The 12574-nt window shown below is 73.6% G+C and carries 12 protein-coding genes; 4 read left to right on the forward strand and 8 right to left on the reverse strand.

The window, feature by feature from the left end:
- Positions 1-122 precede the first annotated feature (122 nt).
- From mshC to ACZ499_RS27790, 4 genes are all read right to left on the reverse strand, one after another.
- Complete coding sequence (gene mshC / locus ACZ499_RS27775) at positions 123-1352, reverse strand: cysteine--1-D-myo-inosityl 2-amino-2-deoxy-alpha-D-glucopyranoside ligase (RefSeq protein WP_468678929.1); 1230 nt, start codon at positions 1350-1352, stop codon at positions 123-125.
- Between the two features lie 132 nt (positions 1353-1484).
- Entirely contained in the window at positions 1485-2348 is an 864-nt protein-coding gene (locus tag ACZ499_RS27780; RefSeq protein ID WP_468678931.1) for an SCO1664 family protein, read from the reverse strand.
- Positions 2312-2902, reverse strand: coding sequence for a DUF3090 domain-containing protein (locus ACZ499_RS27785; RefSeq protein ID WP_385535481.1), 591 nt, complete (start codon positions 2900-2902; stop codon positions 2312-2314). The genes ACZ499_RS27780 and ACZ499_RS27785 overlap by 37 nt, the downstream gene beginning before the upstream one ends.
- 95 nt (positions 2903-2997) lie before the next feature.
- On the reverse strand, positions 2998-3696 hold the full coding sequence (locus ACZ499_RS27790) for a histidine phosphatase family protein (RefSeq protein ID WP_468678933.1): 699 nt from the start codon (positions 3694-3696) through the stop codon (positions 2998-3000).
- 59 nt (positions 3697-3755) lie between these two features.
- Here ACZ499_RS27790 and ACZ499_RS27795 point away from each other — a divergent pair, with 59 nt between their 5' ends.
- A complete protein-coding gene (locus tag ACZ499_RS27795; RefSeq protein ID WP_468678935.1) occupies positions 3756-4772 on the forward strand; it encodes a magnesium and cobalt transport protein CorA in 1017 nt (338 codons plus the stop codon).
- A gap of 188 nt (positions 4773-4960) precedes the next feature.
- On the opposite strand, the gene ACZ499_RS27800 is transcribed toward ACZ499_RS27795, so the two are convergent.
- Together ACZ499_RS27800 and ACZ499_RS27805 are read right to left on the reverse strand one after the other, a co-directional pair.
- Positions 4961-5749 carry a ferritin-like domain-containing protein gene (locus ACZ499_RS27800; RefSeq protein ID WP_468678937.1) on the reverse strand — a complete coding sequence of 263 codons (789 nt, stop codon included), beginning with the start codon at positions 5747-5749 and terminating at the stop codon, positions 4961-4963.
- Between the two features lie 227 nt (positions 5750-5976).
- Entirely contained in the window at positions 5977-7032 is a 1056-nt protein-coding gene (locus tag ACZ499_RS27805) for an LLM class F420-dependent oxidoreductase (RefSeq protein ID WP_385822656.1), read from the reverse strand.
- A 150-nt stretch (positions 7033-7182) separates the two neighbouring features.
- Here ACZ499_RS27805 and ACZ499_RS27810 point away from each other — a divergent pair, with 150 nt between their 5' ends.
- Together ACZ499_RS27810 and ACZ499_RS27815 are read left to right on the forward strand one after the other, a co-directional pair.
- Positions 7183-8166: an aldo/keto reductase gene (locus ACZ499_RS27810; RefSeq protein WP_385822654.1), complete on the forward strand. Its 984-nt coding sequence runs from the start codon at positions 7183-7185 to the stop codon at positions 8164-8166.
- Positions 8163-10487: a helix-hairpin-helix domain-containing protein gene (locus ACZ499_RS27815; RefSeq protein WP_468678939.1), complete on the forward strand. Its 2325-nt coding sequence runs from the start codon at positions 8163-8165 to the stop codon at positions 10485-10487. Before ACZ499_RS27810 ends, ACZ499_RS27815 begins: the two co-directional genes overlap by 4 nt.
- A gap of 105 nt (positions 10488-10592) precedes the next feature.
- On the opposite strand, the gene ACZ499_RS27820 is transcribed toward ACZ499_RS27815, so the two are convergent.
- Positions 10593-11258 (reverse strand): hypothetical protein, encoded by a 666-nt coding sequence (locus ACZ499_RS27820; RefSeq protein ID WP_468411880.1) that lies wholly within the window; start codon positions 11256-11258, stop codon positions 10593-10595.
- Between the two features lie 47 nt (positions 11259-11305).
- On the opposite strand from ACZ499_RS27820, the gene ACZ499_RS27825 reads away from it, so the two are divergent.
- The gene (locus ACZ499_RS27825) at positions 11306-11494 is read left to right on the forward strand and encodes a DUF5703 family protein (protein WP_188275129.1); all 189 of its coding nucleotides are present in this window, start codon (positions 11306-11308) and stop codon (positions 11492-11494) included.
- Between the two features lie 93 nt (positions 11495-11587).
- Here the strand turns inward: ACZ499_RS27825 and ACZ499_RS27830 are convergent, their stop codons facing one another.
- On the reverse strand, positions 11588-12388 hold the full coding sequence (locus ACZ499_RS27830) for a chaplin (RefSeq protein ID WP_468678942.1): 801 nt from the start codon (positions 12386-12388) through the stop codon (positions 11588-11590).
- Positions 12389-12574: the final 186 nt, after the last annotated feature.

A 12574-nucleotide genomic window follows, 5' to 3' on the forward strand; every position in this document is an offset into this window, starting at 1 on the left:
TGGTTTTTGCGGGGCGGGGGGAGGGGGGGGGGGGGGCTGGGGGGGGGCAACGGGAGACGGAAGGGCAGCAAAGCGAGGTTCTGGTTCTCCCCCCCCCCCCCCCCCCGCCGTGCTCGAAGGTCTTAGAGGGCCACGCCGAGCAGCGCGTCGACGGCGCGCGAGACCACGCCGGGCGCGCCCTCGTCCGTACCGCCCTCGGACTGCTGCAGAGCGGCCCACCGGTCCACGGCCAGGAGCGCCGTCGGGGCGTCCAGGTCGTGGGAGAGGGCGTCGCGGATCTCCTCGACCAGCGCGTCCGCGGACGGCCCGTCGGGGCGGGAGACGGCCGCGCGCCAGCGGTCGAGCCGCTCCAGGGCGTCCTGGAGGACCTGGTCGGTCCACTCCCAGTCGGCCCGGTAGTGGTGCGAGAGCAGCGCGAGCCGGATCGCCGCCGGGTCGACGCCGTCGCGGCGCAGCTTGGAGACGAAGACCAGGTTGCCCCGGGACTTCGACATCTTCTCGCCGTGCAGCGCGACCATGCCGGCGTGGACGTACGCCTTGGCCATCGGGAACTCGCCGGTGAGCACCTGGGCGTGCGAGGCGCCCATCTCGTGGTGCGGGAAGGCGAGGTCGGAGCCGCCGCCCTGCACGTCGAAGCCCATGCCCAGGTGGTCGAGGGCGATGGCGACGCACTCGATGTGCCAGCCCGGCCGGCCGCGGCCCAGGCTCGCGCCGTCCCAGCTCGGCTCGCCCTCGCGGGCGGCCATCCAGAGCATCGGGTCGAGCGGGTTCTTCTTGCCGGGGCGCTCGGGGTCGCCGCCGCGCTCGGCGGAGAGCCGCCGCATGGCTTCGGCGTCCAGGTGGGAGACCTGCCCGAAGTGGGCGTCGCTCTCCACGGAGAAGTAGACGTCCCCGTCGAGTTCGTAGGCGGCGCCCGCGTCCCGCAGCCGCTCGACGAGCGGCACGATGCCGGGTATCGCCTCGACGGCTCCGATGTAGTGCTTCGGGGGAAGCATCCGCAGGGCGGTCATGTCCTCGCGGAAGAGTGCGGTCTCGCGCTCGGCGAGCGCGGTCCAGTCGTGCCCGTCGCGGATGGCGCGCTCCAGGAGCGGGTCGTCCACGTCGGTGACGTTCTGGACGTAGTGAACCTGCCGCTTGGTGTCGAGCCACACGCGCTGAACGAGGTCGAACGCGTTGTAGGTCGCCGCGTGACCCAGGTGGGTCGCGTCGTACGGGGTGATGCCGCAGACGTAGATACGGGCGACGGGACCGGGGTCGAGGGTGACAAGACCGCCGGTCGCGGTGTCGTGGATCCGGAGGTCGCGGCCCTTGCCGGGCAGGGCGGGGACCTCAGAAGCGGGCCAGGCATACATGTCATGAGCGTAACCGGACGCACGCTCCATATTCGAACCGGATGTGCACTCTTGGCCGAATACGGGGTCTTGCGCGAACCCGGCCCCCCGTGCATGGATCCCTCTTGCCCCGTTACGTCACCGGCGCCGGGCCTACACCGGCGGCCAGGGAATCGGCGGCCACTCGCCCGACGGGCCGCGGTGCACCCCGTCCGCCAGCAGGCCCGCGACCCGGTCCCGCAGCGCGTCCAGCTCGGCCGCGGTGATCAGCTCCGCCAGTCGGGTGGCCAGCGGCTCGCCGGGGGCCAGGACGGCCGCGAGACGGGTCAGCGCCGCCACCGCCTCCCCGGTCAGCGGCTCGCCCGCCCACCCCCACAGCAGCGTGCGCAGCTTGTCGTCGACGTTGAAGGTGACCCCGTGGTCGATGCCGTAGAGGCGGCCGCCCTCGGCGGGCAGCAGATGGCCGCCCTTGCGGTCGCCGTTGTTGATCACGGCGTCGAGCACGGCGAGCCGCCGCAGCCGCTCGTCGTCGGCGTGCACCAGGAGCGCCGTGCGGCCCTCCCCCACGTCCGCGAGCCCGACCGCCTTCCAGCCCTCGCCCGGCTCGTCGCCGTCGACGAGCGCGAGCAGCCCGCCGTCGGCCTGCTCGGCGCCCTCGGAGCCCTCAGCTTCGTCAGCGTCTTCGGCGGGCGTCTCGATCCACAGCTGGACCATGCCCTCGCCGTACGGCCCGTCGCGCAGCACGGTCGGCGGCACCAGGTCCCAGCCGAGGGCCGCGCTGACCTCGTAGGCCGCGACCTCGCGCTGGGCGAGCGTGCCGTCCGGGAAGTCCCACAGCGGGCGCTCCCCGGCCACCGGCTTGTAGACGCAGTGGGCGCTCTCGCCCTCGTACGCGACGGAGCAGTACAGCACCGCGTTGGACGCCTCGCGGATCCGGCCGCGGACGGTGAGCTCACCCTTGGCGAGCAGTTCCACCGCCGTCAGGCTCCCCGTCGGTATCCGTTCTGGCGCGGGCATACGTGTCCTTCCGGGTCGAGCGGCAGGCTGCACAGCGGGCACGGCGGGCGGCCCGCGTTGACCACGTCCAGGGCGCGCTTGGCGAAGGCGCGGGCCTGGGCGCCGGTGAGGCGCACCCGCAGCATCGGCGGGCCGTTCTCGTCGTCCTGGAGCAGCCGCTCCTCAGCCTCCGCGAGGTCCTCGTCGGAGTCGGCGTCGAGCTCGACCAGGGCCTGCGCCTCGATGACCATGCGCTGCTCCTCGCCGTCCCAGGCGAGCGCCATGGTGCCGACGCGGAACTCCTCCTCGACGGGCGAGTCGAGGGGCGCGGTGTCGGTGACGTCGGCGGGAGCGACGGCCGGGACGGGCGCGTTGCCGCCGGTGCGCCGCACGACCTCGTCCAGGAGCTCGTCGATCCGCTCGGCGAGGGCCGCGACCTGGGTCTTCTCCAGAGCGACGCTGGTGGTACGGCTGCCCGCGGACGCCTGGAGGAAGAACGTACGGCGCCCGGGCAGCCCGACCGTACCGGCCACGAAGCGGTCCGGTGGGTCGTAGAAGAACACCTGACGGGACACGTCCTGGTCTCCCTATGTCGGAATGAGCGGTGAGTGCGGGCCCGCCGGGGCGGAGCGCGGTGTTTTCGGCCCGTCCACCCTACTGCGCCCGGCGATCACGGTGCTCCCGCGCCACCCCCGACGACGGCCCGGTCATCGGCGGCCTCGTTTTCCTTGGCCGCCCGCGGCGCCAGCGAGCCGAAGTCCCCGGTCTCTCCCAGGCGCATCAGGAACGGGCGCAGCCGGGTGTAGCGGATCGCGGTCAGGGAACACGGTTCCACCGAGATCCGCTGAAAGAGGTCCAGATGCATTCCGAGGGCGTCGGCGACGACCGACTTGATGATGTCCCCGTGCGAGCACATGACGAACACGGCGTCCGGGCCGTGCTCGGCCTCCACGCGCGCGTTCCACTCGCGCACCGCCTCGACGGCTCGCCGCTGCATGGCCGGCATCGACTCGCCGCCCGGGAAGGCCGCGGCCGACGGGTGCTGCTGCACCACCTCCATCAGCGGGTCCTCGGAGAGCTCGGCGAGCTTGCGGCCCGACCAGTCGCCGTAGTCGCACTCGCTGATGCGCTCGTCGGTGTGGAGTTCCAGCCCGGGCCGCGCCTCAAGCAGGGGCCGCAGGGTCTCCTGGCAGCGCTCCAGCGGACTGGAGACGGCTGCGGCCAGCGGCAGTCCGGCGAGCCGGGCGGGCAGCGCGGCGGCCTGGGCGGCGCCGCGCTCGTCGAGCAGCACACCGGGCGTACGCCCGGCCAGCACGCCCGAGGTGTTGGCGGTGGAGCGTCCGTGACGTACGAGGATCAGCGTGGCCATGTCCGCCAGCGTAGGCCGAGCGGCGCGAGCGGGTGCGCCCGGTACGGGTTCGCGGAAGAATGCGCGCCGTGATCGTCGACTGCGCCATCTATCGGGACGGCCGCCGCACCGAGGGCCCGCCGGACTACTCCGATGCGCTGGAAGAGGCCCGGGCGGCCGGGGACGCGTTTGTGTGGCTGGGCCTGTACGAGCCCACCGAGGACGAGTTCGACCTGGTCAGCAGCGAGTTCGGGCTGCACGCGCTGGCGGTCGAGGACGCGCTGACGGCCCATCAGCGGCCCAAGCTGGAGGTGTACGACGACTCGCTGTTCGTGGTCCTCAAGCCGGTGACGTACGAGCAGGAGAGCGACAAGGTCAGCACCGGCGAGCTGATGCTCTTCATCGGCGACTCGTTCGTGGTGACGGTCCGGCACGGCGAGAGCTCGCCGCTGCACGATGTGCGCATGCGCCTGGAGGCCGAGCCCGAACTGCTCCGGCACGGTCCGACGACCGTCCTGTACGTGGTGAGCGACGCCGTCGTCGACCACTACACCGAGGTCGCCGCCGAGCTCCAGACGGACCTGGAGGAGCTGGAGGCGGAGGTCTTCGCGACGGTCGGCCGCGAGGGCAGGGGCCGCGCCCCGGGCAACGGGAGCACGGTCGCGTCCCGGATCTACACCTTCAAGCGGCAGGTGCTCGAGTTCCGCCGGGCAAGCGGTCCGCTGGCGGAGCCGATGCAGCGGCTCTCCGGGGCCGGGGTGCCGTTCGTGCACGACAAGGCGCAGCCGTTCTTCCGCGATGTGAGCGACCACCTCACCCGCGTCAACGAAGGCGTGGACGGCCTGGACCGGCTGCTCTCCGACATCCTCTCCGCCCATCTCGCGCAGATGGGCGTGCGGCAGAACGACGACATGCGGAAGATCTCCGCGTGGGCGGCGATGGCCGCGGTGCCGACGATGGTCGCGGGGATCTACGGCATGAACTTCGAGCACATGCCGGAGCTGGGATACGTCTGGGCGTATCCGGCGGTGCTGGCGCTGATGGCGGGGCTCGAAGTGCTGCTGTACCGCACGTTCAAACGCCGCGGCTGGCTCTAGGGCGTGGTTCGAAAGTAGCGTCGTCCGCCCGAAGGGCGGGCCCGGCGGCGTCTGGTGCGTGCGATCGCAAGGCGGAGGGTCGCCCCGATACTGGTTGTATCGGGGTGATCCCGACAACGCGGCGAGCGTGCGTGCCAGACGCCGCCGGGCAGACGGGACTTTCGACACACGCCCTAGGGGCCGCGCGGTCACGCGAACTCGGGCGCCGGGACGGCCGGTCCGCCCAGCGCGTCGCGGCGCTCCGGCATCGTCAGGCTGACCATGCGCCGCCAGCCGCCGGCCCGTTCGTAGGCGTACACGCCGTGGATCCCGGCCGTCAGCGCCGCCGACTTGGCCTTCGGCCAGCCGAGGATGCGGCCCATGTGCCCCATCACGGCGAGGCTGACGTCCCGGTAGACGCGGATCTCGGCGAGCGCGCACTCGCGCAGCACGCGCTGGATGGTGCGGCCGTGCCCGGCGTACGCCAGGCGCAGCAGCTCCTCGTGGCAGTAGGCGAGGTGGTTGTCCTCGTCGTTGCTGATCATCCGGATCGCCCGGCCGACGTCGGGGTGGTCCCCGAAGTACCTGACCAGCATCACCATCTGGTCGGCGGCCCGCTGCTCGGTGACGCGGCTGTGCGAGAGGTAGGTGACGATGTCCTGCTCGGCCAGCGGCCGCTCGGCGCGCAGCCGTTCATGGGCGAGCCCGATGCCGTGCCGCTCCAGGAGCATCGTGTAGTCGGTGTCGGCCGGCACCGGGACGGGGGTGAGGCCGCGCTTCTTGAGCAGCGCGTGGAAGATCCGCCCGTGCTTGTCCTCGTCGGCGCCGTGCCGGGCGATCTTGGGGGCCAGGCCGTGCTGCTCCGGTGGGACCAGCGCGGAGATACGGCCGTTCTCCCAGCCGCCCTGGGTCTCGCCGCTGGCCGCGATCGAGCAGAAGAGCCTGAACGACTCGTCGTGGTCGAGGATCTCCTGGAACAGGCTCTTGGCCGAAAGCATCGCCGTACCTCCGCATGACTCCCGTACAGACATCCGCAAAGGGCAAGTCAAGTGCGGAGGACAGAACGGGGCAACAGGGGCGCCTCTCGACTGGGCCGAACGAAGGAACGCACGGGGGGCGTGTCCGCCCGTAACCCATCCGGCGCACGGCGCGTTATTCGGGGTGACGGCCGTGGCGGGGAAGACCCCCCGAGCCCCCACCACGGCCGCAGACTTCCCGTTCCGCGTTACGCCAGGCCCGCGTGCTCCAGCGCCTCGGTGCCCGCCCGCAGCGCCGCCACCCGCTCATCCAGCGTGAAGCCGGCCGGGGCGAGGGTGAGGGTGGTGACCCCGGCGGCGGCGTAGGCCCGCATCCGGTCGGCGATGCGCTCCACCGAGCCGAGCAGCGTGGTCGAGTCGATGAGCTGCTGCGGGATGGCGGCGGCCGCGCCCGCCTTGTCGCCGGAGAGGTACTTGTCCTGGATCTCGGCGGCCTCCTTCTCGTACCCCATGCGCTGCGCGAGCTGGTTGTAGAAGTTCTGCTTGCGGCTGCCCATGCCGCCGACGTAGAGCGCGGTGTAGGGGCGGAACATGTCGGCCAGCGCGGGGACGTCGGCGTCCGCGCCGAGCGCCAGCGGCAGGGTCGGGCAGACGTCGAAGCCCTCCAGGGTCTTGCCCGCCTTCTCGCGGCCCGCCCGGATGTGGCGGATCGCGGTGTCCTCCAGGTGGTCGGCGGAGGGGAAGATCAGCAGCGCGCCGTCGGCGATCTCGCCGGTCTGCTCCAGGTTCTTGGGGCCGATCGCGGCGATGTAGAGCGGAATGTGCTCGCGCTCGGGGTGGACGGTGAGCTTGAGGGACTTGCCGGGGCCGTCGGGCAGCGGCAGCGTCCAGTGCTCGCCCTCGTAGGAGAGCCGCTCGCGGGTCATCGCCCGGCGGACGATCTCGACGTACTCGCGGGTGCGGGCGAGCGGCTTGTCGAACTTGACGCCGTACCAGCCCTCGGAGACCTGCGGGCCCGAGACGCCGAGGCCCAGGCGGAAGCGGCCGCCGGAGAGCGAGTCGAGGGTGGCGGCGGTCATCGCCGTCATCGCGGGCTGGCGGGCCGGGATCTGGAGGATCGCGGAGCCGACGTCGATGCGCTCGGTCTGGGCGGCGACCCAGGCCAGGACGGTGGGCGCGTCCGAGCCGTAGGCCTCGGCGGCCCAGCAGACGTCGTAGCCGAGCCGGTCGGCCTCCTGGGCGACGGCGAGATTGTCGCCGTCCATTCCGGCGCCCCAGTAGCCGAGGTTGATCCCGAGCCGCATGACGGTCCCCTTACTGATCAGTAACGTCCTTGTTCCGGGGGACTCTAGCGCGCGGGCGGACGGGGCGGCAGGGCTCCTGGAGTCCGGACGGGCCCCGAGTTGTCCACAGGCCCTCACCGGCTCGCTCCATGGCCAGTAATCTCAGCGCCCATGGAGCAGAGGCACCTGGGCCGTACGGGCCTGCGCGTATCCCGGATCGGGCTCGGCACTCTCACCTGGGGCCGGGACACCGACGAGCACGACGCCGCCGATCTGTTGAAGGCGTTCTGGGAGGCCGGCGGCACGCTGGTCGACACGGCGGACGTGTACGGGGGCGGGGACGCCGAATATCTGCTCGGGCAGCTGGTGGAGCGGCTGGTGCCGCGCCGCGATCTGGTCATCTCGACCAAGGCGGGCAGCGTGCCCGACCCGGACCGGCGCTTCGACGGCTCGCGCGGCCATCTGCTCGCCGCGCTCGACGAGTCGCTGGAACGTCTCGGCACGGACTACGTGGACATCTGGCAGGTCCATGCCTTCGATCCGCTCACCCCGCTCGACGAGACGCTCCAGGCCCTGGACATCGCGGTGAGCAGCGGCCGCGTGCGGTACGCGGGCGTGTCCGACTTCTGCGGCTGGCAGCTCGCCAAGGCCGCGACCTGGCAGTTGGGCGCGCCGGGCGTGCGGACCCGGCTGGCCTGTACGCAGATGGAGTACTCGCTGCTCCAGCGCGGTGTGGAGCGGGAGGTGCTGCCGGCCGCGATCGACCTCGGGATCGGGCTGCTGCCGTCCTCGCCGCTGGGGCGCGGGGTGCTGACGGGGAAGTACCGCAACGGCACCCCGGCGGACTCGCGCGGGGCGTCGGAGACGCTGGCACCGTTCGTCGCGCCGTATCTGGACGACGCGGCGAGCCGGATCGTCGACGCGGTGACGATAGCCGCGGACGGCCTCGCGGCGACTCCGCTGCAAGTCGCGCTCGCGTGGGTGCGGGACCGGCCCGGAGTGGCCGCGCCGATCGTCGGCGCGCGCAACGCGCAGCAGCTCGCGGCGGCATTGTCAGTGGAGGCGCTTAGTCTTCCAGACGAGATCTGCCGGGCGCTGGACGATGTGTCGGCGCCCGTGCACCGCTATCCCGACCAGGACTGGAGCACCTTGTGACCGCGCTTCCCCCGGGGACGGCCCCCGGAACCCGGGCCGATGGCGCCGAAGGCGCCGAAGAAGCCGGTGCGGCCGAAGTGGCCGAGGCAGCCGACACGCCCGAAGGCGCGGGGGCGGTTGCGGAGGACTCGGCTCCGGCCGCCGAGGACGTGGCCGACACGGCCGACGGCCCGGCCGAGGACGGCGCCGCGCCCGAGGGCGCGGGTGAAGTCGCGGACGAGGCGGGGCTGGCGGCCGAGGGCGCCGACACCCCTGCTCCGGGCGCCGACGGCGCCGCCGGGACCGGTGACGGCTCCGCCGAGTTGTCCGAGGCCCAGGCCGAGCTCGCCGCGCAGCGGGAGTTGCGGGCGCGGATCGAGGCGCGGAAGGCCGAGAAGGAGGGGACCGTCGCGGCCGGGACCAAGCTCAGTGGGCAGGCCGCCGACCTGCTCGCGGCCGTCCGTGCGGTCGAGAGCGGTGAGAAGCCGGGAGCGTCGTTCTTCGCCTCCGCCCCGGCCCCGCGCCGCCCCGCCCCGGTACCGGCCGCCCCCGCTCCTGTACGGACGCAGGCGCCGCAGCCCGCACGCGTGGCCGCCGGGCCTGAGGCGCTGGCCGCGGTGCGGGCCGTGCTGAGCGAAGGCGGCGCGCCGGACTCGCTGGCCCCGCAGGTCACCGACGCCCTGGGCGAGCAGGCGGCCGACGTGCTGCGGACCGACCCCTGGCAGCTGCTCGCCGTGCCCGGGGTCCGCCCCGAGCAGGCCGACGGCTTCGCCCGGGCGCTGCTCGGCGCGGAGTGCGGCCCGGACGACCCGCGCCGGGCGGCCGCGCTGGTCGCCTGGACCCTGGAGCGCGCGTCGGTCCGGGGCCACACCGCGCTGCCGATCGCGGCGGTGAAGGCGGCCCTGGCCGAGCGTTCGGTGCCGGACCCGGACGAGGCCGTACGGCACGCGATCACCGAGGGCGTGGTGCTGGTCTTCGAGGACGGGGTGGCCGCGCTGGACGGTGAGACGGCCGACGCCGAAGAGGACGAGGCGGAGGACGAGGCGGAGGAGACCGCCCCCGTCGAGGTGCTGCTCGGCCTCGACCGGTACGCACTGGCGGAGGAGAGCCTCGCCGACGGCCTGGCCCGGCTCGCCAACGCCCCCGTGAAGGACGACGGTGCGGACTGGACGGGCGCCGCGGCGGCCGCCCCGACGCCGTCGGCCGCCGAGCTGATCAGGGCGGTGGCGGGCAACGGGCTGGTCACCCACTCCGGCGGCGAGGCCGCCCGCGCCGAGTCCGCGGCCGTGGTCACCGCCGCACACGGCCTCGGCCTGCGGGCGGCCGCCGCCGCGCACACCCGGGACGGGCGGCGCCGGCTCGCCGGGGCGGTGGGGGCCGAGCGCGCGTTCACCCTGGCCGCGCTGCTCTCCGGGGCCGAGGGGCCGGGCCGGGACGAGGACGGGGCGCTCGCGCTGGACGTGCTGGTCGTGCAGGACGCCCCGCAGCTCGACGTGGAGGGCGCGGCGATGCTCGTCGAGTCCCTGCCGGACGGCTGCCGTCTGGTGCTCGGCGGGGACCCGGAGGTGCTGGGTTCGGCGGGCGCGGGCCGGGTGTTCGCCGATGTGCTGGCGGCCCGGGCGGTCCCGCACGTGGCATCGCGCACCCCGGACCCCGGCCCGATCGGCGAGCTGGTCTCGGGGATCGGCGCCGGTGAGCTCGGCCAGGTCGAGGCGCCGGGCAAGGAGGTCGTGATCGTCCCGGTGCGGGACGCGGGCGAGGCGGTGCACCGCTGCGTCCAGCTGGTCGCGGACTCGGTGCCGCGCGCGATCGGCGTGCCGACCGAGCAGACCCAGGTGATCACGGTCGGCCACGGCGGCTCGGCGGGTACGCGGGCGCTCAACGCGGCCCTGAAGGAGCGGCTCAACCCGGGCCCCGGCCGGTTCGCGGGCTTCGACCCGGGCGACCGCGTGGCGTACGCGGAGGCGCCCGGGCGCACCTCGGTGGGCGTGGTCGGCTCGGCGGGCCCGGACGGGCTGCACCTCGACTGCGGCGGTGAGCCGCTCGTCGTCCCGAAGGAGCGGGTCGAGTCGGCGCTGCGGCACGGCTGGGCCCTGACCGCCCACCAGGCGGCCGGGACGCGCTGGCCGGCGGTCGTGGCGGTGCTGCCCGGGGACGCGGCGCAGGGCCTCAGCCGGGCGTGGGTCTACACGGCGTTCGGCCGCGCCGAGCGCCATCTGTCCGTGGTGCACGGCGTGGACCAGGCACTCCCGCGCGCGGTGGCCGAGGTGCCCGCCCCCGCGCGTACGACCCGGCTCACGCCCCTTCTGACGGCCCTGCTGCGGACGCCCGAGGCGGAGTAGCCCCGGCCCGCCGCCGCCGATACGCGACAGCCTCCGTGTCCCGTACGGGACACGGAGGCTGTCGGCAAGGCGTCAGAACGCCCGAGAGTCAGAACGCCGGAGGTGTCACGAAGCCCCCGGCAGGTCTTCCTCGTCCTCCAGCTCGTCCTCGTCGAACACCGCGCTGACGTCGAACCGGCACACCACCCGCTGCGGATCCGCGTGGTCGAACGGCGTGCTCAGCCACTCCCCCGGCTCCGGCGGCTCGTCCGCCGCCGACACCCACAGCGTGGAGTCGCCCTCCTCCAGGCCGAACTCCTTGTGCCGGGAGGCGATCTCGTCCGGTTCGTACTCCCCGAAGAGCACCCCGAGCGCCGCGTGCACGCTCGTGCCGACGACAGCGGCCGCCCGGTCCTCCTCGGCCGAGTCGCTCGCCTCCGGGTCCAGGTCCGCGATCCGCTGGGCCTGGGCGAGCAGCCGCTGGGGTTCCACCACCGCGTAGTCGCGGCGGATGAGCACGCTCAGCGCGTTCGGCTCCTCCGGGCCCGTATAGGGCGGCAGGGAGTCGTCGGCGCCCGGGATCTCGAAGGGGGTGACCTCGTCGTACCGGTCGTAGAGCCGCTCGTCGTACGCCTCGGCAGCGGCCGCCAGGGCGTTGAACGCGTCGTACACGGCCGGATCGTCGTCCCCGGTGCGGCGTTCCACCGCCTCCAAGTGGCGGTCCAGCGCGGCTTTGACCGCGTCGGCGGCGGCACGTACCTCGGCAGCGGAGGGCTGCGCAGCATCAGACATAGTGCAGACGCTATCCGTACCAGGGCTCTGCCCGCACAATAGATGCGATGCCGGAATACGAATTTGTCGACGTGTATGTGCCTCGCGGGGTCTCCCGCAAGGACGCCACACGCCTGCTGACCGACCACGCCGAGTACGGACACTGGGAGTTGGAGCGACTGAGCCTGCTGCGTGACGGCAGCCGCAGGGTGCGGCTGCGCAGGCGGATCATCCGCCAGCTGCGCGCCACGTGGTGACGGACATCGTGTGAGGAAAACGGATCGGGCCCCGCGGTCGCGAGGCCCGATCCGTTCTGTCTGATTCCTGCTGCTCTGGTGCCGCGGCTCCGCTTACGCGCCGGAGCGGGCGCGGCGGTAGAGCGTGGCACCGGCGAGCAGCAGACCCGCGCCGGCCGGGAGGGCGATGCCCACCGCGTCCGACCCGGTGTGCGCCAGCGCGCCTGCGGCCTGCGGGGCCGTCACGGCGTGCGCGCCCGGAGTGCCCGGGGTGTGCGGGTGCTGGCCGGGCTTGGTCCGGTGGATCGGCTTGACCGCGTCCCCGGGCTTGCCCGGGTGGTGCGGCTTGCCCGGGTGGTGCGGCGTGCCCGGGTGGTGAGTGCCCGGGTGCTCGCCCTCGCACGGCTCACCGGGCTTGCCGGGGTGGCCCGGCCTTCCCGGGTGGCCGGGCTCGCCGGGGTGGTGCGGGGTGCCGGCGTGGTGACCGTCGCCGGACACATTGGCGCAGTCGTTGCCGAAGACCGGGTTGAGCGCCCCGCTCACGGTGACGCCGTTGCCGCAGGCGTTGACCGGCACGTCGACGGGCACCTGGACGCTGTTGCCGGAGCCCAAGCCGGGCGAGTCGCTCGCGTGGCCCTGGGCCGTGGCACCGCCGCCGCCGTGATGCGAACCGCCCTTGTCGACACAGGTGTTGCCCATCGCCGGGTTGAGCTGCCCGATGATGTTGATGGTGTTGCCGCACACGTTGACCGGCACGTGAATCGGCGCCTGGACCGCGTTGCCGGACAGCCCGCCCGTGGAGTTGGTCGCGGAGCCGTTCGCCATCGAGTCGGCGTGTGCGTAGCCGCTGCCCATGGCGATGACGCCGGTGGCGGCGGCCATGGTGATCAGGCCTTTTCTGGTGACCTGTCGCATAGGTGGTTCCCTGCCTTCTACCTTCCGGATGCTCCCGGACACCGTTGCGCCCGGGAGTGGGTTCCTGGGGGGGGCGGGGGGGGGGGGGGGGGAGGGGGGGGGGGAGGGGGGGGGGACAAACCAAAGGGGGGGGGGGGAGTCGGGCGGGGGGGGGGGGGGGTGTGTGGAGGGGGGGGGGGAGGCGGG

The organism is Streptomyces sp. NPDC031265 (assembly GCF_055570295.1).